The following is a 23062-nucleotide window of genomic DNA, read 5'->3' as shown; positions in this document are numbered from 1 at the left end:
GAGCGGACCTCATCGGATCGCGACATGAAAATCCCGCTGCGACGATGCGCGTTCCTGATCCTGGCCCTGGGGTCCTCGGCCTCGCCCCGCTCGGCGGCGGGGGCGGAGGCCCCGGGCCGGCCGGAGGTCGTCGCGCGGGGCGGGGCGAGGCGGCAGGCGCCGGAGGGCACGTCGGCGGCCCTCGAACGATCGATCTCCGAGGGGATCGGCCGGATCGAGGTCTCCGTCCGCCTCGATCGCGAGGGGCGGCACCTGGTGTCGGCGGGGCACGACGCCGGCTCGGCCTTCGCCCGACGGTTCGCCGGCGCGAAGGCCCTGACGCTGGCCGAAGCCCTGACGCTGGCGAAGGGGCGGGCGAAGCTCCACGTCGTGGTCGCGGCGGGCTGCGTCGATCCGGCCGGGCTGATCCGCGAGATCCGGGACTCCGCGATGGAGCGGGACGTCCTCGTCGTCGGCCCGATCGACGTCCTCCGAACTCTCCGGGCCACGCCCGGCGGCGGCCACATCGCCGCGGCCCCGCGCTGGAAGCCGACCGATGGCGAGGACGCGCTCGCGGACTTCCGCCCCGCGGCGGTCCAGCTCGCCGCGAACGACGCGACCGCGGACCGTTGCCGCGCCTTCCATGCCCGCGCGATTCCCGTCATCGCGGAATCCGAGGGCGACGACGATCGGCCCGAGCTCTGGGATCGACTCCTGTCGTCCGGCGCCGATCGGATCGTCACCGACTTCCCGGAGGTGGTCGAGTCCCGCCTGATCCGCCGCCGGCTCGGCGTGCCTCGCGTGCGAATCTCGCTCCATCGCGGCGGCTCGCAGTACGCGCCCGAGAATACGCTTCCGGCGCTCGAAGAGGCGACCCGGCTCGGCGCCGACCTCATCGAGTTCGACATCCGGACGACCCGCGACGGCGTGCCGTTCCTCCTCCACGACGACCGCCTCGATCGCACGACGACCGGCCGCGGCCTGATTCGCGATCAGGGATCGGTTGAGGTCGCGAGCCTCGACGCCGGCGCCTGGTTCGGCCGCCCGTTCGCCGGCACGAAGGTCCCGAGCCTCGACGCCTTCCTCCGATCGGTCGGCCTCGGGATCGAGCTCTACGTGGACGCCAAGGACATCGCGCCGGAGGCCCTCGCCGCCGCCCTCCGCGGCCATGGCCTGATCGACCGGGCGATCGTGTATCAGCAGCCCGACTACCTGGCCAGGCTGAAATCCATCGAACCCTCGCTCCGCCGGATGCCTCCGTTACGCAATCCGTCGCAGCTCGACGAGCTGGCCGACCGGCTGGCCCCGGCCGCCTTCGACGTCTCGTGGTCGATCCTCTCGAAGCCGCTGATCGACCGCTGCCACGCCCGGGGCATTCGGGTCTACTCCGACGCCCTCGGCTGGCACGAGTCCGAGCGGTCCTACCGCTTCGCCATCGAGGCGGGCATCGACGTCATCCAGACCGACCACCCGCTTCGGATCCTCCGGACTCTGGAGCGCATGGCCACCGAGCCCCCTCGCCTTGAACGGCCGAGGCCCTGACGCCATGCTCGAAGGATGAAATTGCCTCCGCGATCCCCGCGACAGTTCTTCCTCATCGTGGCGATCATCGCCACGATCCTGGGGCTGATTCTGCACGTCCACGCCGTGATCCGTACGGAGGATGACTTCGCGCCGGCCATCCTCATCATCGAGGCCACGGGCGCGGCGATCCTTCTCGCGATGGCCTCGGCCATCGGCCTGTTGGTCCATCTCGTGAACAGGGATGCTGCTTATGCAGCCCGGCTGAGGCGCCGCCTGGAGCCGGAGGCCGGCCCTTGGATCTCGAAGGACGGACTTCCTCAGGGGGAGCCGAAGTAAGGCCAGGTTACACCCGCGGCAATCAACACCATCCCGCCGATCAAGAGATCCGACCGTTCCCTCGCGTGGAGGGAAGGCAACCTCACGTGTCCCGGCCTGAGGACGAACATCCCGCACGCGTCACCTGTCGACCAGGGACAGCCGTCACCGCGTCCGGCTCACGGCATTGATGCGGAGGCTTCGGGCCAGATGGCGACGAGAGCAAGGGTCGCCAGGAAGCCGAGGCTGGCCAGGATCGTCGCCCAGGGGATCGCGGCGACGTGGAGGATCCCGATGAGGCCGAGGATCGCCGCGCCGGCCAGGAATGCGCCGGTGATCCTGGCGACGGCCCGGGCGCGGCGATCCGCCGACTGGGCGGTGAGGAAATTGGCGGAAATCGGCGCGAGTGCCCCGAAGAAGCAGGCCCACTTCAGGAGCGATTGCAGCCGGGTCGCCTGCGCCAGGTCGTCCGTCAGCTCAAGGGGGTCGGTGCCGGCCATCGTCAGCATGGCCCGGTTCTCGCGGACGTCGAAGAATGCGGCCGCCGCCGCCAGGGCGATCGTCGCGACCGCCGCCAGTCGCCAGCGGGCACCCTTGCGGAAGGCCGCGAGCGAGCCGAGCCCGGCGAGCAACGCCCCGTAGCAGGCGATGAACGCCCCGTCCTGGCGGACCTGGTCCCGATACACGTTGCGATTGTGCCAGCCCATGGGGTCGCGGAAGAGGGCACGGACCTCGTCCCCGGTCCGGGCCAGCTCCAGGCCGAGGATCGGCGACGTGATGCCGGTCGGCGTCCTCGGCTCCGGGTCAAAGTCCATCGAGCTCGTCATCCGCGCCGCGACGAACGCGAGGACGAGGATCAAGAGCCCGCAGGCCCGCGCCAGCCACGTCATCGTCGAGGCCCCTCCGCCATCGAGTCGCGGCGAGTTGGGTGAGGTTGGGGCCCCCCCCGCCACGGCCCCGATCAGATCGATTTCAGGTATTCGATGAGCGCCCGCCGCTCCTCCGGCTCGAACTCCGGGTCGAGCACGCCGCGGACGCCGAGGAACCGATCGTTCTCGATCCCGCGGCGCGTCCCGGATCTCAGCTCCTTCAGGATCTCGGCCGTCTTCTCGCGCATGGCCTCCCAGAGCTGCTTGTCGTCGAGCTCTTGCGTCTTGAGCCCGAGGACGCGGTCCCATCGCGACGCCATGGGCACCTCGGCCCGCATCTTGACGACATCATTCGGGTCGAGCAGCGCCGACTCAAATTCCTCGAGCGTGAAGTTGCGGAACTCGTGCCCGATGTTGTGATTCCCCGAGATCGTGGTGTCCAGCAGGAACGCCCCGGGGAATTCCTCGGTCCTGTATCCGACCCGGATCGGGTCGAACCGGTGCGTGCCGAGGTAGAACTGGCGATCCCGGCGCTCCGCCGGCATGAGCATCTGGTCCAGGTTCGGGACCGACCCGTTGTGGAGGTAGGGGGGCGTGGCCCAGACGCCGTCGAGCGGCCGGGCCTTGTATCCGAGATTCGCGCGGATCACGTCCTCGATCGCCTTCCGGTCGATGATGTCGGCCTGATTGTCGAGGCGGATCTCCGGCTGGTTGCCGTCGATGGGGAACGTCCGGCCCCGATCGAGCCTGTAGCGGGCCCGCTCGTTGCCCTTGAGGAAGAGGCCGTTCTCCTTGAAATACTGCTCCCGGAGGATTGAGGTGACCCGATAGAGGCCCTCCTCCGCGGAGATCGTCTCCGTGATGCCGGACCGCGGATAGCCGATGGTCCTCGGGTCCGGCCGCTTGGCGTCCCGCGCATAGCCCGGCGACGCGAGCGGCTTCGGGTTCGGCACGACGGCGAACCTCCGGTAGAAATTCACGGCCTGGTTCGGGTCGGTGCCGATCTCGTCGAGGTCGATCACCCGGAGCCGGAGGAACTTCATGCCGCTCCGCTCGTCGGCCTGCCAGTACTCCGACTGCTCCTCGGACCACGCCCGACGCAGCTCATCTCGGGGGGGCAGATGGCATCGGGCGCAATGGTCCCTGTAGAGGCCCAGGCCCCGGACGCGAAGGGACTCGTTGATGGTCATCGCCGCGTCCTCGTCGCGGTCGGCGAGGCCGCCGAGCTCGGCGACCTTGCGCCGGAGGTCCTCCCAGCGCGGGGGCTGGAGCCCCCCTTCATAGTTATGGTCCGGTTCGGTCGGCCAGGGGGCGAATGGCACGTCGCCACCCAGCACGTCCTCGATCCAGACCAGGTTGTCGATCCGAACGGTGTGGAGGTAGGGCTTACCCAGCACCGCCGACGGCTGCACCGCCGCGCCGACTCCCAGGGCCTCGCCGACGTTCCTCGCCAGGGGCGAGCGGATCGACGCGTTGTACTGGACCCAGTCGAACCACGAAGCATCCCACAGGTGCGGGAAGTTCACCGGCGCGTCCGTGACCGACTGGTTCTCCTCATTGAGCGGGCCGAAGACCCGGTTGCCGATCAGGCCGAGCGCGTCGGTCCGGGCGAATCCGGCGTCCACGGGGTAGAGCTTGTGCTCCTTCCCATAGTTGCGGCCGGCCAGGCCCGCGTCGATGATGGCGCGGAGGTCGTCCTCGATGGACTTCGCGTCGGGGTACTTCTCTCCCTCCAGCCGCTGGACCTCGGCGACGAACGGCTTGAGCCGGTACTTCAGGGTCCAGAAGAGGGCCTGGCCCACGGCCTCCTGGAACCTGCTCAGGCTGATCATGGCCGAGCCCCCCTCGATGAGGAACCCGTGCCGCTTGTTGCCCTTGACCTCGAGGTCGAGCCGGCCCGTGTGGCAGGCGGCGCAGGTCAGGCCCACCATCTTCGTGGGCCGCTTGACGGGCGGGACGGCGAAACTGACCTTATCCGTCCAGGTGTCGACGGCGAAGCCGATCGGCAGGTCCGGGGCGACGTCGGGGTCGTATGAGAAGCCGAACCGCCGGAGATACTCCGGCGACGCCAGCTTCGCCCCGCTGAAGATCGGGTCGACGCTCGGCTCCTCGAGGGCGCGGAACCATGACAGGGGGAGGATCTTGGTCCCCTGGGCCCGGGAGTGGTAGTCGCGGCTCAGGTCGCGGGACCAGCCCTGGGGCAGTGCCAGGGTCGTCACGGCCGGCGGCCTGGGGACCTTCACGGCACCGAGCTCGAGCCCCCGGAACAGGATCAGGTCGAGGCCCAGCGCCAGCAGCACGAGGGCCGCGAGCGCGGCGAGCACGATCGACAGAGGCCGCAGGATCGATTTCATGGCACCGCCCTAAAGCGCCTCAGCAAGGTGGAATGCCAGGCCCCGGGCTTCCTCGGGACCACGCGTCGGAAGTCGAACCGGGCCAGGAAGGTCAGCCAGGCCTCCCGCTCGTGGTCCACGTCCCCCTGCTCGCCGGCCTTGGGATAGCGGGCCAGGAGCGGGGGGAGCTCGGCACCCGGCTTCAGGCCCAGGGCCGGTCCGAGCTTCGTCGTGAGGACCTCGCGGACCATCGGCGCGCCCATCTCGGTCGCGCGGAACCCCCGGCGCATCCAGACGAAGAACTCGCGGGGTTCGCCGTCCAGGGCCAGGCCCGGGAACCTGCCGGCCGGGTCCGGGAATTTCGCCACCAGGACGATCCCCAGCACATAGCTCAGGCCGATCGGCTTGCCATCCGGGCCTTCCTGAGCTGAGGGTTGCTGGACGATCAGCCAGGCGGGGGGAGATTTCGGCGAGATGGCCTTCGACCGCTCGATCAGGTCGGCCAGCTTCGGCGCGTCCGGGTCGGGTCCCCATTCCCGCGTGTGTTCCTCGACGAGCCGGCCGATCGCCGCGTCCTGGAACGTCCGCTCGTCGCCGGCGGCGGCGGGGTCGATGGGCACCAGCGCCGTCGGGGCGGCGATCATGTGCAGCTCGTCCTCGCAGAAGCGGACGAACTCGGAGCCGAACTCGGGCCGCAGGAGGGGCCAGAGGGCCTGGAAGGCGGGCGTACTGGCCCAGCGGCGGAAGCTGTTCAGCCAGCCCCGGTTGATGGGAAGGTCCGTGGTCCTTCGCAGCTCCAGGCTCAGCCAGGTGTCCTCCATGATCTGGAGCATCCGGCCCACGGCGTGGACCTCGGCGCGATCGTAGTCGGGCGCGGGTGTCCCGGCGACGACGGGGGGCGCGGGGGCGATCTCCGGGTAGAGCTGCCGGCTGAGCCGCGCCAGCGAGGACTCGGAGGCGAGGTCGCGCTGGAGGTCCGCCCAGGGCCGGACCGACTCCAGGAAGGCCGAGTCCGGGACCGTGGCGGGGTCGCCCCAGCGGGCCTGGATCCGGGAGAAGAGCCGGGGGACGTAATCGACGAATCGGGTCTCTTGCCAGTCGCGGACGGCATGGACGGCGTCCTGGAAGACCTCCGTGGCGACGTGGTCCCCCAGGCACCGGTAGCACTCGAACTGCTCCTCGTCGAACGACTGGCGGAGGTCGGTCGGCTGATAGGGGAAGTTGGTGTCCCGGCGGGCGTAGTGCTGGAGGTCCGGGGGCTCGTCGCCGGTCATCGAGGTCTTCACGTAGACGAGCACGCCGGGGAGCTGCCCCTGGTCGACGTCGTCGTAGCGGATGCGGCCGATGGCCACGTGCGCCCGCGCCAGCCGCTCCTCGCCGCGGGGCCGAAGGGCCTCGGTGTCGATCTGGATCCGGACCCCGAAGTCGATCCGGCAGAGGCGGATCAGGATCGCCAGGTTGGAGTTCGACGAGTCGACCTCGTCGCCGGCGTCGAGGGCGACGATGTAGCGGCAGCGGCGGCGGATGAGCTCGTACACGCCCATGTTGTCGAAGTGGCCGCCGTCGGAGAGGTGGACATAAGGCCCAAGGCCGTCGGTGCCGCCGAGCGTCTCGGTGACCAGCAGCCCGCCGAAGCGGGGGCTGCGGGCCTCCCACTCCCCGCCGGACCGAGGATTCTGGATCCAGGCCCCGAGTCGGGCGTCGAACACGGCCAGCAGCGCCGTGAGTGCGGGGGACTGGTAGAACCGCATGTTCGGATCCACCGCGGCCCCCGAGATCGCGATGGCGCGGCCGAGCGTCAGGTTCCGGGCCGCCGCCTTCCCCTCGAGGATCTTCGTGTAGCCGACGGACTCCGCGCCGCAGTAGAGCGACGAGAGCAGGAACGACTCCCCCTTTCGGCTCCGCCAGGCGAGGTCATGGCCGGCCACCAGGTTCATCGTCGTGTTGATCAGCAGGTGCGGCCCCCAGTAGGTCCGCTCCCCGGGGGCCGCGTCCCCGCCCGTCGGCTCACGGCCGATCCTGAGCCCGATCAGCGGCAGGTCGTCATCGGCGGCGAAGCCGGTCACCGGGTTGGGGTTTCGGTCCGGCGGCACCGGGAGGTCGGGGCGATCGCTGATCGAGGGGGCGCCCACCGGCTCGGTCATGTCGCGAGGATCCTCGCCCCACCGATGCTTCCAGCGGCCGACCGGCCGCGACGCCCCGAGGTAGCACCGCGCCAGCCGGTTCGCGTACATCGCGTTGAGCGAGAACGCGTTGACGTCGATGAGCAGGAAGCCGATCCCCGCCAGGGCCCCGAAGCCGATCATCAGGGCCGCGATCAGCCAGCCGGACGTCTGCCGCACGCCGGTCAGGTAGTAGTCGAACGCCGGGAAGTCGGCCGCGTTGGGGGCCATCGGCGACGGCGAGTTCAGGAGCAGGGCCGCGAGCAGCCCCACCGCGCCCCCCAGGCCCGCGATGAAGATCGGCGGCGCGAACGCGGCCAGCGTCGCCAGCGCCTTCCCGCTCCCGCCGGCCTGGAGCCTGGGCAGCACGAACTTGCCGGTGAGCACCCCCAGCGCCGTGGAGAGGATCCAGCCCGACGCCATGGCCGTCCGAGCCCGGGCCCCCGCGTACAGGAAGAGCCCCGGCAGGTAGAGCGTCGAGCCCATGACCACCAGCCAGATGACGGCCGCGATGGCCAGCCGGGCGGCGTAGCGCGCCCACCATTCCCGCTCCCCCTCCTTCATGGCACGCCCCGCGATCGCCACCTCCACGATGGTCGAGGCGATCACGATGCAAAGGGCGCCCGGCAGGGCGAACGTCGCCATCAGGTCGGGCCGGTTCATCCTCGCGAACGCGCGGACCATCCCCAGCACCAGGACATACAGCAGGCCGCCGGTCGCCCCGGCGAGGAACGCCGCGCGGACGAAAGCCCACTCCGGATTCCCCTCCCGGACGCCGATCAGGAGCGCCCCCATCGACATGAAGATCCCGAAGACCACCATGACGAGCAGGAACGAAGGAGGCTGGAGCAGGTCCGGGTACTCGGACACGAGCGAGACGATGTTGCCGACGATCCCCGGCCCCGAGAACCGGGCCGCCATCCCGGCGAATTGCTCGAAGAGGTACTGGAGCAGCCACCGCGACGAGGCCGTCAGGCCCAGGGCCGCGACCACGGTCGCGGCGACCGCCCCCCAGGCCCTGAGCCCCGGCCGCCGGGGACGCCGGGCCGGGCCGATGCGGAACTCCGGCAAGCACTCGGCATTGAGCATCAGCGCCACGAACGCCGACAGCGCCCCGGCGACGAGGAAACCGACCGCCCATCGCCTCGCCCATTCGGCATCCGGCGAGTGGTCCGCGAGCAGCCCCGCCCCCAGGAACTTGTCGGCATTGAGGAAGTCGAAGAAGAAGACCCCGAGCCGCCCCAGCAGGACCGCGATCATCGCCAGCGGGAAGAGCAGGAGCATGTTGATCGAGACGTTGCGGATCCAGATCATGATCACCGACCAGAGGTCGGCCGAGAGGATCCCGGGCCTGGGGAACAGGTAGCTGCTGAACGAGCGGAGATGCCGCAACGGCTGCGGCTCCTCATCGACGACCGGCCTGGGATCGCGATCCGGATCGAACCACTCCCGCTCGGCCCCGGCCTGGCCGATCCGGCTGAAGTCGAGCTGCCGCTCGACGTTCCTCACGTCCCCCTCGTGCTTCAGCCAGGCGGCCAGCCAGCCCCCGGCGTAGCCGCCGCCGGAGACCGTCGAGAGGTAGTCGAAGCGGCCCAGCAGCCCCTGGTTCGCCAGCCCCTGGAGGAATCCCACCGCGAACGTGCCGCTCCGGATGCCGCCCCCGGAGAACGCCAGCCCCGTGACGTGCAGGTCGAGCATGGCCACCCGCGCGGCCATCAGCTTGGCGTCGGCATCGGGCGCCTTCTCCACGGCCGCGACGGCGCCACGGAACATCGCCAGGGCCTCGGCCTCGCCCGGGACCGGCGGGGACGACTCGGCCCCCGGTCGCGCCCGCGGCGGATGGCCTCGCTTCTTGAGGATCAGCTCGAGCTCATCCAGGATCATGCTCGCCGTGGGGTGCGGCGGTGCCTTCTTCATCGTCTAGACCTCCGCAAGCGAGGGCTCCCTGCGGGGGCCGCCTTCCCCCCTGGCGCCGCGGTCGAGGAGCTTCAGGCCGAGGTTGATGACCTCCCGGATCGCCCCGGTCTCGCCCGGACGATCGGCCTGGGACGAGGCGGAACCGGCCTGCCTGTCCGGGGCCATATCTCGCCCTCCCCAGGCGTCAAAAGGGACGAGGATCAGCAACGACAGGCCTCGGATCATGCGAAGGACGCCCCCCGCCTTTTCCTATCAGTTTCCTGTTGTCGCGCCCGAAGATCATCGACGGGGCGAATATTCCGTCCCTCGATCCGAATAGGACTGGCCGGGCCGCGGCGGCGGCGACCCCCGATCTCGCCCCCGCGACAAGCCGACTGCCCCATCCCCATGAGAACGGCCCCCCCGATGAGAAGACCCAGGACAGCCGCGATCGTCTCCTGCCTCGCACTCGTTTCCGCCGCCTCGACCTCCTGCCCCCACGCCCGGGCCCAGGAGGCCGCGACTCGAGCGACCGCCCTCGATCCCGCCGCGATCGACTCCTACGTGAAGGAAGCGATGGCGAAACGCCACATCCCGGGCGCCTCGGTGGCCGTGGTCCGGGACGGCAAGGTCCTCCTGGCGAAGGGATACGGCCTGGCGAACGTGGAGCTGGACGTCCCCGCCACGGCGGACTCGGCCTACCAGCTCGCCTCCGTGACCAAGACCTTCACCGCCTCCGCGATCATGCTCCTCGTCAAGGACGGCAAGCTCTCGCTCGACGACCGGATCACCGAGCGGCTCGCCGACCTCCCGGCGGCCTGGAAGGACGTGACCGTACGCCACCTGCTGAATCACACGTCCGGCATCAAGAGCTACACGTCGACGAAGGACTTCGACAAGCAAATGCGGAAGGACTTCAGCCGCCGCGAGATCCTGGACCTGGTGGCGAAGGAGCCGCTCGAGTTCCCGCCCGGGGAGAAGTGGGACTACAGCAACACGGGCTACTTCCTGCTGGGGATGCTCATCGAAGAGGTTGCGAAGAAGCCGTACGCCGAGTTCATGGCGGAGCGGATCTTCGGGCCACTCGGGATGTCGCACACGCGGGCCAACGACCTGCGGGCCGTGATCCCGGGCCGCGTCCAGGGCTACGAGTGGGACGGTAAGGCGATCCGCAACGGCGAATACGTGAGCCCGACCCAGCCCTTCTCCGCGGGCATGCTCGTCTCGACGGCGAACGACCTGGTGAAGTGGGACGCCGCCCTCCGCGACCACCGCCTGCTCGACGCCGCGACCCTGGAGGCGATGTGGAAGCCCGCGCCCTTGCCAAAGGGTGGTGAGACGCCCTACGGGCTTGGCTGGGGGATCTCGAAGGTGAACGGCCATCGGCGGATCTCGCACGGCGGCGGCATCCCGGGATTCTCCACCGAGATCACGCGGTTCCCCGACGACGGGCTCACCGTGATCGTCCTGGCCAACGCCGAGGGGGGCGGCGCGGGCTCGATCGCCTCGGGGATCGCCGGCCGGATCGTCCCGGCCCTGGCGGAGAAGGCCCTCGAGCCGATCGCCGACGCCGATACGCCGACCACCGACCGGCTCCGCAAGGTCCTCGAAGGGGCGCTCCGGGGCGAGGTCGATCCGGCCCAGTTCACCGAGCAGGCGAACAAGCTCCTGGTCCCGAAAATTCAGGAAGACAAGGCCCGGCTCGCGTCGCTGGGCGCCCTCAAGTCGTTCCGGCTCCTGGAGCGCAAGGAAGCCGGCGGCGCCCTGAGGATGCGTTACCGGGCCGAGCTGGAGAAGATCACCTTGAAGGTCCTCTTCGCTCTCGACAAGGCGGGCAAGATCCAGGGCATCGGCCTCCAGCCGGAGGATTGAGAGGCTCGGCTCGCGTCAAGGCCGGCCCGTGGCCTCTCGCGCGATCTCCGGCTTCCCCCAGACGGCTTCGAGGGCGGAATATCCTTCGGGATCGTGGGCCTTCAGCTCGTCGTGGCGGAACGGATAGAAGTCGTTGCGGGAGAAGTAGGCCTCGGTCAGCTCCGCGAAGTATTCGCGCTCGTTCGTCGCCGCGTAGGCTCGCTTCTTGCCGCCGGGCCCGTACTCGACCGAGTCATACAGCTTCTTCTCCATCGCGTGCCGGAACGCCGCCGAGACGCGCGGATCGCGCGCGTCCAGGACGCGAAAGTCATACGCGTGGGCCATCTCGTGGAGGATCATGCAGGGCTGAACGGCGCGCGACCAGTCGATGAAATGGCGGAGGTTGGAGACCTCCACGCAGCCGGCCTTGTCCGGGTTGACGGCGTGCTCCTCGAGCCATTTCCGCGAGGGATGGAAGACGCAGCCGCCGTCGGGGTCCACGTCCCAGTCCACCCAGATTCGGACCCTGTGCAGCTCCGGGAGCGCTCGGGCCGGTACGACCCGGTTGATCTCCGCAACCTGCTTCTCGAGCTCCTTGATCCCGGCGGCAGCCTCTTCCGGGTGTTCCCCGAGTTTCCGGCTGACGAGGACCGTGAATCCGCCGACGTTTCGGATGCGGTAGGACGCCGTCGGCTCGAAGTCTCCGACCATCATCGCGGTCGCAAGGAGTGGGGCGAGGATCACAGGAGTCATCGGAAGCCTCCTCCGGGCAGAACGCGTCTCGCCCCACCCCTGAGGAGCATACCCGGCATCCTCCGGCATCGCGATAGCCAGGAGAGAGGCGCCGTACGCCGTTACGCCGTGGATTCCTCGCCTCCTGCCTTCCCGGAGGGGGGCTGATTGGCGTATCATTCGGGGATAGCGTGGAGACACGGGCAGGACGGATTGGAGCGGCGCGGAGCGAGCCGGCCGGCGGCACGGAGATCGCGAGCCGCCCGCGATGGCCGGCGACGTCAGGGCCGAGGCGGAAGGCTGAGTTGATCATGACGCGACGCTCCCGAGGACGCGAAGTCGCACTCCAGGTGCTCTACCAGGTGGAGCAGAACTCCGGCCTGCCCGCCGTCGAGATCCGCCAGTTCATCAACCGCCGGCTCCTCGGTGAAGCCAGGCTCGTCGAGTTCACCCAGGCCCTCATCGGCGGCGTCCGCGAGCATCAGCCGCGAATCGACGCCATGATCGAGGAGGTCGCCGAGAACTGGCGGCTGGACCGGATGGCGGCCATCGACCGCAACATCCTTCGCCTGGGGGCCTACGAGGTCCTCTACGGGCCCGACGAGGTCCCCGCCAAGGTCGCCATCAACGAGGCCCTGGAGCTGGCCAAGCGGTACAGCACCGCCCAGTCCAGCCGGTTCGTCAACGGCATCCTCGACCGCGTCCTCCAGCTCCATGAGGAGAGCAAGGCGAAGGCGGACGCGCCGGCCGAACCCGAGGTTGGCGGCCAGACCGCCCCGAAGGCGGCCGGCGACGCAACCCCTCAGGCCCCCCCGGCGGAGACGGCTCCCGAGGTGGTCGCGGAGGCTGAGCCGGCCTCATGATCGTCCGCGGCGGGGCCGACCTGCACGTACACACGACCCATTCCGACGGCGTGTGCTCCCCCCGCGAGGTCGTGAACGCGGCGGCCTCCGTGGGGCTGGCCGCCCTGGCCATCACCGACCACGACACGACCTCCGCCCTGGCCGTCGCCCGGCCCGAGGCCGACCGGCTGGGCCTCGAGCTGGTCCCGGGCGTGGAGCTGACCTGCGAGCTCGAAGGCCGCGAGGTCCACCTCCTCGGCTACTTCTTCCGCGAGGACGACGCCGGCCTGGGCGCCGCCATGGTCGGGCTCCGAGCCGGCCGCGACGACCGGATGCACGCCATGGCCGACGCCCTCGGTCGCGAGGGGCTGTCCCTCGACGTGGCCGCGCTGCGGGAGCTCTTCCCCCGGGCCGTCCTCGGCCGCCGCCACGCCGCGGAGTACCTGGCGCGGACCCGTCAGGTATCGAGCGTCCGCGACGCCTTCCTGTACCACCTGGGCGACGGGCGCCCCGCGAGCATCCCCAAGCCGCGGCTGGACGTCGCGCAGGCCATCGGCCTGGTCCGCGCCGCCGGGGGAGTCGCCGCCCTGGCCCATCCGCCGTACAATCTCCGCCTGGAGTCGCTGAGGACGCTCGCCGACGCGGGCATGAAGGCCATCGAGACCGCCGGCCCCGGCATCACCAACCGCCTGGGCAGCCGTTTCCGCGACTGGGCCGAGCTCCTCCAGCTCGTCCCCACCGCCGGCAGCGACTTCCACGTGCCCGACCGACCCGGCCGGTGGGTCGGCTCCATCACCACCCCCCCGACCGACCTGGAACGGCTCCGCCTCGCCCGGAAGGACTGACCGCTATGGAGCGGGAGACCCGGAGAAGACGGGAGGCAAATCCGGCGATGCGGTAGAATGGATGGCATCCGGGGCGAGTTTCCCGAACGACTGGAACGAGCTGACGACGAGGAAGAAAGACGGGACATGGCGATCAAGGGGCTGTTCGAGCGTTTCAAGAAGGGGCTGGCCCGGACGGCCCAGCTTTTCCATATTCGGTCCTGGTTCGGCCGGAAGGTGGACCAGTCGTTCCTGGACGACCTGGAGGCCCGGCTGATCCAGGCGGACGTCGGCGTGGTCGCGACGACCCGGATCATCGACCGGGTCCGCGAGGCGTTCGCGGACCGGACGGCGGACGAGGACCTCGTGAACTTCGTCAAGGACGAGCTCAAGGGGCTGCTCGAGGACACCACGCCGGGCGTCCTGGCGACGGCGCCGAAGAAGCCGACGGTCTACCTGATCGCCGGGGTGAACGGCTCGGGCAAGACCACGTCCATCGCCAAGCTCGCCCAGCGGCTGAAGGATCAGGGGAACACCATCCTCCTGGCGGCCTGCGACACGTTCCGCGCCGCCGCCGCCGACCAGCTCGAGATCTGGGCGAAGCGATCCGGCTCGGAGATCGTCCGGGGCGCCGCCGGGGCCGATCCCGCGAGCGTCGCCCACGACGCCTGCCAGCGGGCGGTCGCCCGGGGCGTGGACATCCTGATCGTGGACACCGCCGGCCGCCTCCACACCCAGACCCACCTGATGCGCGAGCTCGAGAAGATCCGCAACGTGATCCAGCGCCTGATCCCGGGCTCGCCCCACGAGGTGCTCCTCGTGCTCGACGGCACCAACGGCCAGAACGCCATCCGCCAGGCCGAGGTGTTCACGAAGTCGATCGGCTGCACCGGGGTGATCCTGACCAAGCTCGACGGCACCGCCAGGGGGGGCGTGGTCGTCGCCGTCCGCCAGACCATGAAACTCCCCGTCAAGTTCATCGGCGTGGGTGAGGGCATCGAGGATCTCCAGCCCTTCGACGCCGACACGTTCGTGGAGTCGCTGTTCGAGTGAGGGTTCTCCCCCTGTCCCCGGCCGCCGATCTCCCCTATAATTGGCCGAACCGACGGATCCGCGGCCGGCTCGAGGGCCCGGATTTGCGCGGAAGCAGATGTCCGAGAGGCCGCGGGAACGAGCCGTCCATCCGGCTTCCCTCCCAGGTTCCCGCCCTCGGATTCCCGGCCAGGCGGCCGCGAGCCTCGCTCGCGGCGAGACGACAGGACGAGACCCTCCCCAGCGAATCGAGGGCGGTGGCACGATGGATAAAGCGGGCCTCTGGGCGAAGTTGAGCAACGAACTGGCCGAGGATCCGTTCCTGGTCCTGGCCCTCTTCGCGGCCCTGATCGCGATCGCGACGACGCCCCTGGCCTTCGCCGTGCTCGGGCGGCTGGACTGGTTCCGGGCCCGCCGCGGCCGGACCCTGATGAAGCCGTCGTTCGTATCCATCATCTGCGGCATGATGCTCGTCATGGGCATCCCGGCCATCTTCGCCGCGATGGTGATCAAGAGCCGGTCCTTCGATCACAACCGGTACGAGTTCGACCCCAACCGGACCTGGTCGGTCCTCGAGCAGGGGCGCGGGTTCAAGAGCGTCCAGGAGGCCGACGCGGCCGTCAAGCAGGAGATGGAGCGGCTGGCGACCGAGCGGAAGAACCTCGTCAACAACGTGAAGAAGCTGGATGAGTCGATGCTGGCCCTGCGGTCGGTGGCGGGGAGCTCGCCCTCGGTCGCCCAGGCGATCCCGAACGTCCTCCAGTCGCTGGCCGGCGTCCGGGCGAGCGTGGGCGTGGACGGCCCCCAGCAGCTGATGGACTTTACCGCGCCGCCGATCACCCTGGCCGCGACGATCCCCGCCGGCATGGCCTCGCCCGGGACGCCGGCCGTGGTCATGGTCGCCGCCCCCGCCGCGGCGTCCCCGACGGCCGCCCCCGCGGCACCGACCGCCGCGTCCGCGGGCTCGGGAGTCCCGGCCGCTCAGGTCGCGGCCGAGATCGCCGCCGTGCCGGAGCCCCAGAAGGGGATCGCCGCGATGATCCCGCTGGCGGACGTCCCCGCCGGCTGGACGGCCGGGAAATCGGGCGACAAGTACATCGAGACCTTCAACGCCGAGAACCTCTACGAGAAGATCGACGGCCGCGCCGAGAGCTTCACCCAGTACAACGTCAAGGGCATGGCCTACGCCTTCTACCACCCGACCGGCGACCCCTCCAACGAGGTCCAGCTCTATGTCTTCGAGATGGCCGACCCGCTCAAGGCCCTGGGCAAGTACGGCGCCGAGAAGCCCGACGAGGCCAACGTGATCCCGGTCGGCGACGAGGGGTACACGGCCGCCGGCAGCACCCTCTTCTACGCCTCGCGCTACTACACCCAGATCGTCTCCACCTCCGACGACCCGAAGTTCGCCGCCTTCGCGCTGGAGATCGCCCGCAAGGTCGCGGAGAAGCAGAAGCCCGGCAGCGGGGGGGCGTCGGCCCCCGCCCCGACGGCCGTCGCCGCGGCGAAACCCGAGGCACACGCGGAGCCGAAGAGCGAGGCCGCCAAGCCCGCCGCCCCGGCGCCGGCACCGGCCGCCGAGGTCTCGCCCGCGACCTACTTCGCACTCCTGCCCGCCGCCGGCAAGCAGGGCGACAACAAGTACGTCGCCCAGGACGTCTTCGGCTATAGTTTCCTGTCCGACGTGTTCATGGCCGACTACAAGCAAGGCGACGCGACCTGGCAGGGCTTCCTCCGCCCCTATCCCGACGAGAAGGCGGCGAAGGAGATGCTGGAAAAATATCGGGCCAGCGTGAAGCAGGACGGCGCCGAGATCAAGGAGCTGAAGGCGGACGGGGCCGACGAGATGATCGTCAGCTCGAACATCGGCCTCCACGACGTGGTCTTCCGCAAGGGGAACACGCTCGCCGGGGCCAACGGCGGCACGACCCTGAAGCCGGCCGAGGACTTCGCGCGGGCGTTCGCGAAGTCGCTGCCGGCGAAACTCCAGGTGCTGGGCGGCAAGTAACGTAAGCTCGGATCCAATCCAACTCGAAGTCGGCCAGTCGCGAGGCCCGCATCGGGCGGGCCTCCGGGCTTCCTATCCAGGCTCTTTCGACCGGACCAAGACCGGGGACGGGACCAACCATGGGCGAGAAGTTGACCCGGACGCAGATCAAGAACCTGGAACGGCTGGGGGGCGTGAACCCGGCCGACGAGTCGTTCTCTCGCCGCCAGTTCATCAACCAGGTCGGCGGCTATGCACTGGCGGCCGGCGGTGCGGTCGGAGCGGGGATGCTGGTCCGCGACCGCTGGGGGATGGAGGGCGTGAAGCCCCCGCCGCCGGTGAAGCTGAAGGACTACTCGATCACCCTGCCCTCGAGCAAGCCGACGCTCGTCGCCGTGCGGTCGAGCCCGGTCAACCCGGACAACCACGCCTCGAAGGAGGAGGAGCTGGCGGCCCGCGAGGAGCAGGCCCTGAAGATGGTGAAGGCCGCGCTCGACGCCATGGGTGGCGTGGACCAGTTCATCAAGAAGGGGGACGTGGTCGTCATCAAGCCGAACGTGGCCTTCGACAAGAACCCGGACCTGGCGGCGACCTCGCAGCCGGACACGGTGGCCGCCGTGACCAAGCTCTGTTTCGGTGCCGGGGCGCGGAAGGTGATCGTCGCGGACAACCCGATCAACAACCCGGAGAGCTGCTTCTTCAAGACCAAGGTCGGCGAGGCCGCCGTCCGCGCCGGGGCCGAGCTGATGCTCCCCAAGGACAGCTACTTCGAGCAGCTCTACATCGGCGGCGAGACGATCACGAACACCTGGCGGATGTTCTACCGCCCCTTCCGCGAGGCGACCAAGGTCATCGGCGTCAGCCCGGTGAAGGACCACAACCTCTGCAAGGCCACCGTGACGATGAAGAACTGGTACGGGCTGCTCGGCAACCCCCGCAACCAGTTCCACCAGAACATCCACGGGATCATCTCCGACTTCGCGCTGATGATGAAGCCGACGTTCGTCGTCGCCGACGCCCGCAAGATGCTGATGCGCAACGGCCCCACCGGCGGCAGCCTGAACGACGTCAAGAAGGGCGACACCATGGTCATCGGCACCGACCACACGGCCGTCGATAGCTGGTGCGTGACCCGCCTCCTGGAGAAGCCCCGCCACGAGATCATCTACCTCGACAAGGTCATCCAGCGCGGCCTCGGCGCGGACTGGCGTCCGCAGTGGACGCAGGAGATCACGGTATGAGCGAGGGGGCGGAGACGAGAGGCACGACGTCGCCGCACGGAGAAGCTACTGTTGCACTAACAGAAGCGCAGGTTTACAGGAAGGTAGGCATCGGGTTCGCGATCCTGTACGTCGTGGAGGTCGGTGGCCTTGCACTCTGGAAAGCCGCAGCGATGCCTCAAGCTGATCGATTACCCTGGGCCGAAGTCGTTTACGGCCCAGCGATCATGATCGCTTCATGCATTCTGCTGTGGTCAGTGGGTTACCTTGCAGAGGTTAGGATCAGGCGACACCTCGGGCGCCACAAGGATGCAAGCTGAGCCGGTTGGGATTCGTGGCCCAAGATGAAACCATGCATACGATCCCGCTCGATCGAGAGAAGTCCATGAGCATCGCCACGACGGCTTACACCCGGACAGATCTCGATCGAGGACATGACATCGAGACCGTTGTCGTGGCGATTCCGCCGGACGTCCGGCTGGAGGTGAGTCATGAGGACTTCGAGCGTCTCTGCCGGGAAAACCCGGAGGTTCGGCTGGAGCGAACCGCCGAGGGAGAGCTGATCGCCATGGTGCCGGCCGGAGGAGACTCGGGGAGAAGAAACGCCAAGCTCATTACTCGCCTCGTCGGATGGGCGGAAGCCGACGGGACGGGCGAAGCCTTCGATTGTTCCACGGGCTTCATCCTGCCGAATGGCGCCATCCGCGCTCCGGATGCCACCTGGATCCCTCACGACAAGTGGAATTCATTGACCCCGTCCCAGCGGCGGACGTTCCTACCGCTCTGCCCGGACTTCGCCGTGGAGTTGCGATCGCCGTCAGACTCGGTCCCCGAGCTTCGCAGGAAGATGGAAGAGTACATTGCACAGGGGACGCGGTTGGCCTGGTTCATCGATCCGGACGGTGGCAAGGCTGAGGTCTACCGCCCTGGTCGGCCCGTCGAGGTACTCGACCGCCCCGCCATGCTCTCCGGCGAGGACGTCTTGCCCGGCTTCGTGCTCGATCTTAAGGGTATCCTGTTCGACTGATCGAGGAGCTGGCCATGAGCACTTCCGTCGCCGAACGCCGCGCGAAAAGCCCGCTGGATGACAGTGCCGAGCGACCGGCGGTCTCGCTGGCCGTGCCACGAGGGGTGAAGCTGCTGGTCACCCCCGAGGACTTCGAACGCCTCTCTCGCGTCAACCAGGACCTGCGGCTCGAGCGGACCGCGGAAGGAGAGCTGGTCGTCATGGCCCCGGCGGCGCCCGATGGGAGTCAGCGGAACCTGAGTCTCGTAGCACAGCTATGGATCTGGAATCGCCAGACAGGCCTTGGGAAGGCCTTTGAATCCTCGGCGGGCTTTACCCTCCCCAACACGGCGATCCGCGGCCCCGACGCCTCCTGGATGACGCTCGACCGATGGGAACAGCTCTCGCGCGAAGAGCGATTGAAATTCTCGCACGTTTGCCCTGATTTCGTGGTCGAGCTGCGATCGCCCTCCAACACGGTCAAGGAACTTCAGGACAAGATGGCGGAGTATCTCGCCCAGGGCGTGCGGCTTGGGTGGATGATCGACCCCATCCGCGCGAAGGTCGAGATCTATCGCCCCGGTCGACCCGTTGAGGTACTCGACCGCCCCGCGACGCTCTCCGGCGAGGACGTCTTGCCCGGCTTCGTGCTCGATCTCAAGGGTATCCTGTTCGATTGACGCCAATTGGCCGTTCCTTTATCCGTCCAGGCCCAGCCACACTAATAAGCCCCCTGGCCCTTCCGGAGGGACCCAGACCCATGGTTAAGATCCGACGCGCCTACGAGGTCCTCTTCCTGGGCCTGTTCCTCTTCTTCCTGTTCATCACCGACCTCCGCTACCTCAAGGGGTGGCCGGTGTCGATCTTCCTCGAGGCCACGCCGCTGGTCGCCGTGGCCACGGCGCTGACGACGCACACGATCTACCGGAACCTCGTCTGGGGGCTGGTGGTCATCGCCGTCACGATGATGCTGGGCCGGGTCTGGTGCAACTGGATGTGCCCGTTCGGCATCCTCCACCATCTCTTCGGCTGGATCGGCAACCGGCGGAACACCAAGCAGATGATCGAGGTGAACCGCTACAAGAAGATCTACGCGATCAAGTACTACATCCTGGCGATCATGATCGCCATGTCCGCCCTCTGGATGATCCCCACCGCGATCGAGTCCCCCTCGAAGATCGCCGCCGTCTATTCGCGGCTGGGCGGGACGGCCAGCCCGCTGGAGCTCGGGGCGCTGGCGCTCTCGCTCGTCGGCCTGATCGGGGCCTGGGCGCTGATCGGCCCGGCCTGGGAGTCGGTCGGGAAGACGCTCTTCCGCGGCTCGAAGCCGGCGCTGGTGTGGGTCACGCGGGGGCTTGCCGTGCTGCTCGTCGTGGGGGCGATCGACCTCGCCCGGAGGGGCGACGTCGGGCGCGTCACGCGGGCCATCCCCGACGGCATCGCCGAGGCCGCGGACGAGAAGAAGGCCGAGAACAGCTCCCTCCAGATCGGCCTGCTGGACCCGATTGCGCTCACCGTCCGATCGATGACGACGAGCGTCCTGCCCACCGTCCACAAGACGACGGAGAGCGTCTACACCGAGCCCCGGGAATACTGGCAGGCGTGGATCGTCGGCCTGATCTTCCTCGCGTTCCTGTTCGCCAACTGGTGGATCCCCCGGTTCTTCTGCCGGGCGATCTGCCCGCTCGGGGCCCTGCTCGGGATCTTGAGCCGGTTCTCGCTCTGGAGGATCGACCGCGACCCGGTGCGATGCACCGACTGCGACCTCTGCCTCAAGAGCTGCGAGGGGGCCTCGGACCCGCACAAGGACCTGCGCAAGAGCGAGTGCTTCGTCTGCCTCAACTGCATCGAGGAATGCCCGCACGACGCCCTCACCTACCGGTTCCTGCCGCGGAAGGCGAGCGAGATCACCTACCCCGAGGTGGGCCGCCGGGAGCTGCTGATGGCCAGCCTCTTCGGCCTGGTCTTCTACCCGATGGTGCGGAAGTCGGGCGGGGTGAAGAAGAACTTCAGCCGGTATGCGATCCGGCCCCCGGGCTCGGTGGCCGAGGACGAGTTCCTCCGCCGCTGCATCAAGTGCGACCAGTGCATCCGCGTCTGCCCGACGAACGTCCTCCAGCCCGCCCTCTTCGAGGCCGGCGCCGAGGGGCTCTGGACGCCGATCATGATCTCCAAGATGGGCTGGTGCGAGCTGAACTGCACGCTGTGCAGCCAGGTCTGCCCGACCGGGGCGATCCGCGAGATCTCGATCGTGGAGAAGCTCGGCATCGGCCCGTTCGAGCACAAGGGACCGATCAAGACCGGCACCGCGTTCTACAATCAGGGCCGCTGCCTCCCCTGGGCGATGGACACGTCCTGCGTCGTCTGCGAGGAGGTCTGCCCGGTCAGCCCCAAGGCGATCTTCACCCGGAACGTGGAGGTCACCGACCGCTGGGGCGCCACCCTCCAGCTCAAGCGCCCCTACATCGACCCCGTCCGCTGCATCGGCTGCGGCATCTGCGAGCACGAATGCCCCGTCAAGGACGACCCCGCCGTCTACGTCACCGCCGTCGGCGAGTCCCGCGAGAAGTCCCGCTCGCTGCTCCTCTCGCTGGTCGACGGCGAGGCGAAGGACTGGGTGTCGGTGTGAGGTGTCGGTTTCCGTGTTAGATTGATCGGCTCGATTGCCGAACCATGAGTTTTATCCTTCGCGAGGCACGATCATGCCTTCGCCTGCCGTGGCCCTTACAAAGCTCTCGATCCGGGACTTCCGGGGGATCGAATCCCTCGACCTGGATTTCCTCGGACCTGACGGCAAGCCCAATCAGCTCGTCGTCCTCTCCGGACCGAATGGCAGCGGCAAGACGACCGTCCTGGAAGCGGCCTTGATCGTCGCGGGAGGCCACGTGCAGGCCGTCGGGCCCCGCGACTGGACAGCGGTGAGGAGAGGTGCCGGTGGCTACAGGATCGTTGGCCTGTTTCGCAACGAGGCCGGCGAGGAGAAATCCCAAGGCTGCTTCCCGGGCGAAGCACTGATAGCGCCATTCGGCATAACGAGCTGGTACTTCCCCTCCTCTCGTTCGTCTCGACCCATCGGCTCGCTCGACATAACCGTCGGTAAGTACGCTCCGGCCGACAAGATCAAGGAGAGCCTACTCCGAAGCATTAAGCAGCGACTCGTCAACGAGGCCGCAAAGGCCAGATTTCGCCCCGCCAGTCAAGACTCATCATCGTTTTATGATCGAACGATTGAGAGAATTAGCAATTATTGGCGGCAATTCTATCCCGACTCCAAGGCTTACTTCGAGGTCGACTTTGCCGAGGGACCACCAGGTCCGGAGCCGGGCATCTTTGATGTCTTTCTCGTGCTCGCGGATCACCACCGACTGGAAGTGGACTACCTGAGCTCGGGGCAGCTCGAGATCTTCCTCTTCCTGGCCTCACTGACGCTGAACGGTGATCGGGAAGGGATTGTCTTCATCGACGAACCCGAACTCCACCTCGATCCTCAGTGGCATCGCCTGGTGCTGCGTATCCTGACGGATCTTCAGCCCCGAACCCAGTTCCTCGTTGCGACCCATTCGCCGGAAGTCTATGACGCGGCTCGGTCCTACGAACGCCACTACCTGGCTCCGGCTGACGATCCTCGAGCGAAGCTGTGGCATCCCGTCGCGACCTCCGAAGCAGGAGTATAAGCCACCATGCCGCGCGACGTGGCGCGAGCCGGCCTCTATCGAGGCAAGATCAACCTCTGGGTCGAAGACGCCCTGACGCGGGAATATCTCTCGGCTGTCTGGAAGGCCGATCCGGATGTCCATTTCCTCATCGGTGGCGGAAACGAGGGGGTGCGGGCGATCATCAAGGACGCCGAGGATGCCGGCTTCGTGAACGTCTTCGGAGTCACGGATCGGGACTTCAGGCCCACGAATCGCGACGATTGGAAGAACCCGAGCAAGACCTTCCGCACATTCGTCCTCCCCGTACACGAGCTCGAGAACTATCTCCTGGATTCGGACGCGATCCAGTCCAGCCGGCTCAACAACCAGGGCCTCGACGCCCCACAGATTGAAGGGGCCATGAAGAAGCGCGCCGGAGAACTCTGCTGGTGGGCCGCCTGCCGGGACGTCGTGGCCGAGATCAAGCGTCGTTTCCGCGACCGATTCATCAGCGATCCTCCCTGTTCGCCCGCCGATCTTGCAACATCAAAGAAGCACATCTGCGATTCACCGTGGTTCCAGAAACTGAGTTCCGAGGTCGCAAGGAGCAGCGAGAGCGAGATCGAGAAACTCCTGCAAGAGAAACATGGAGTCGCTCAAGAAAGTCTGGCAAATGGCACCTGGCGACAAGACTTCGCCGGCAAGGAGATATTCCGCGATGCATGCAGCCGCATCTGCGACCGTACCCAACTGAAAAGGGGGATGAGCCCCACGGAGTTTGACATCGACCTGACGAAGGATGTCGCGGCGTATCAGGTCAAGGCAAGCACCGTACCATCGGATCTGGTAGAGTTG

19 protein-coding genes are annotated in these 23062 nt (G+C 68.2%); 14 read left to right on the top strand and 5 right to left on the bottom strand.

Annotated elements, in window-relative coordinates:
- Both G6O54_RS33120 and G6O54_RS33115 read left to right on the top strand, forming a co-directional pair.
- Positions 1–1521, top strand: a 1521-nt coding sequence (locus G6O54_RS33120; protein WP_250847205.1) for a glycerophosphodiester phosphodiesterase, incomplete at its 5' end; no start/stop codon positions are given.
- A gap of 21 nt (positions 1522–1542) precedes the next feature.
- Positions 1543–1839 carry a hypothetical protein gene (locus tag G6O54_RS33115; RefSeq protein ID WP_165233895.1) on the top strand — a complete coding sequence of 99 codons (297 nt, stop codon included), beginning with the start codon at positions 1543–1545 and terminating at the stop codon, positions 1837–1839.
- A 158-nt stretch (positions 1840–1997) separates the two neighbouring features.
- Here the strand turns inward: G6O54_RS33115 and G6O54_RS33110 are convergent, their stop codons facing one another.
- The 4 genes from G6O54_RS33110 to G6O54_RS33095 form a co-directional block, all read right to left on the bottom strand.
- Positions 1998–2708, bottom strand: coding sequence for a hypothetical protein (locus tag G6O54_RS33110; RefSeq protein ID WP_165233893.1), 711 nt, complete (start codon positions 2706–2708; stop codon positions 1998–2000).
- 71 nt (positions 2709–2779) lie between these two features.
- Positions 2780–5041, bottom strand: coding sequence for a di-heme-cytochrome C peroxidase (locus tag G6O54_RS37525; RefSeq protein ID WP_205679115.1), 2262 nt, complete (start codon positions 5039–5041; stop codon positions 2780–2782).
- A complete protein-coding gene (locus G6O54_RS33100) occupies positions 5038–9099 on the bottom strand; it encodes a patatin-like phospholipase family protein (protein ID WP_165233862.1) in 4062 nt (1353 codons plus the stop codon). Before G6O54_RS33100 ends, G6O54_RS37525 begins: the two co-directional genes overlap by 4 nt.
- Positions 9100–9102: 3 nt before the next feature.
- Positions 9103–9264, bottom strand: a complete 162-nt coding sequence (locus G6O54_RS33095; RefSeq protein WP_165233890.1) for a hypothetical protein — start codon at positions 9262–9264, stop codon at positions 9103–9105.
- 240 nt (positions 9265–9504) lie between these two features.
- On the opposite strand from G6O54_RS33095, the gene G6O54_RS33090 reads away from it, so the two are divergent.
- Positions 9505–10950, top strand: a complete 1446-nt coding sequence (locus G6O54_RS33090) for a serine hydrolase domain-containing protein (RefSeq protein ID WP_165233887.1) — start codon at positions 9505–9507, stop codon at positions 10948–10950.
- Between the two features lie 15 nt (positions 10951–10965).
- On the opposite strand, the gene G6O54_RS33085 is transcribed toward G6O54_RS33090, so the two are convergent.
- Positions 10966–11682 (bottom strand): M90 metallopeptidase family protein, encoded by a 717-nt coding sequence (locus G6O54_RS33085; protein ID WP_165233884.1) that lies wholly within the window; start codon positions 11680–11682, stop codon positions 10966–10968.
- A 290-nt stretch (positions 11683–11972) separates the two neighbouring features.
- On the opposite strand from G6O54_RS33085, the gene nusB reads away from it, so the two are divergent.
- The 11 genes from nusB to G6O54_RS33025 form a co-directional block, all read left to right on the top strand.
- Entirely contained in the window at positions 11973–12524 is a 552-nt protein-coding gene (gene nusB, locus G6O54_RS33080; protein ID WP_165233881.1) for a transcription antitermination factor NusB, read from the top strand.
- Positions 12521–13348, top strand: coding sequence for a PHP domain-containing protein (locus tag G6O54_RS33075; protein ID WP_165233878.1), 828 nt, complete (start codon positions 12521–12523; stop codon positions 13346–13348). The genes nusB and G6O54_RS33075 overlap by 4 nt, the downstream gene beginning before the upstream one ends.
- Before the next feature lie 126 nt (positions 13349–13474).
- Positions 13475–14380: a signal recognition particle-docking protein FtsY gene (ftsY, locus tag G6O54_RS33070; protein ID WP_165233900.1), complete on the top strand. Its 906-nt coding sequence runs from the start codon at positions 13475–13477 to the stop codon at positions 14378–14380.
- A gap of 244 nt (positions 14381–14624) precedes the next feature.
- A complete protein-coding gene (locus G6O54_RS33065) occupies positions 14625–16367 on the top strand; it encodes a DUF6599 family protein (RefSeq protein WP_165233876.1) in 1743 nt (580 codons plus the stop codon).
- A gap of 119 nt (positions 16368–16486) precedes the next feature.
- Positions 16487–17587 carry a DUF362 domain-containing protein gene (locus G6O54_RS33060; protein ID WP_165233875.1) on the top strand — a complete coding sequence of 367 codons (1101 nt, stop codon included), beginning with the start codon at positions 16487–16489 and terminating at the stop codon, positions 17585–17587.
- The gene (locus tag G6O54_RS33055; RefSeq protein WP_165233874.1) at positions 17584–17886 is read left to right on the top strand and encodes a hypothetical protein; all 303 of its coding nucleotides are present in this window, start codon (positions 17584–17586) and stop codon (positions 17884–17886) included. The genes G6O54_RS33060 and G6O54_RS33055 overlap by 4 nt, the downstream gene beginning before the upstream one ends.
- A 65-nt stretch (positions 17887–17951) precedes the next feature.
- Complete coding sequence (locus tag G6O54_RS33050) at positions 17952–18593, top strand: Uma2 family endonuclease (RefSeq protein WP_165233873.1); 642 nt, start codon at positions 17952–17954, stop codon at positions 18591–18593.
- A gap of 14 nt (positions 18594–18607) precedes the next feature.
- Positions 18608–19252, top strand: a complete 645-nt coding sequence (locus G6O54_RS33045; RefSeq protein WP_165233871.1) for a Uma2 family endonuclease — start codon at positions 18608–18610, stop codon at positions 19250–19252.
- Between the two features lie 80 nt (positions 19253–19332).
- Entirely contained in the window at positions 19333–21201 is a 1869-nt protein-coding gene (locus tag G6O54_RS33035; protein WP_250847203.1) for a 4Fe-4S dicluster domain-containing protein, read from the top strand.
- A 73-nt stretch (positions 21202–21274) separates the two neighbouring features.
- Positions 21275–22246, top strand: coding sequence for an AAA family ATPase (locus G6O54_RS33030; RefSeq protein WP_165233868.1), 972 nt, complete (start codon positions 21275–21277; stop codon positions 22244–22246).
- Between the two features lie 6 nt (positions 22247–22252).
- Positions 22253–23062 (top strand): DUF4435 domain-containing protein (locus G6O54_RS33025; RefSeq protein ID WP_165233865.1); only part of this gene is annotated, 810 nt, incomplete at its 3' end.

It is taken from the genome of Aquisphaera insulae (assembly GCF_011064615.1).
Lineage (GTDB): Bacteria > Planctomycetota > Planctomycetia > Isosphaerales > Isosphaeraceae > Aquisphaera > Aquisphaera insulae.
The sequence above is the reverse complement of the archived record's forward strand: the minus strand, read 5'-3'. Positions and strand labels throughout refer to the sequence as shown.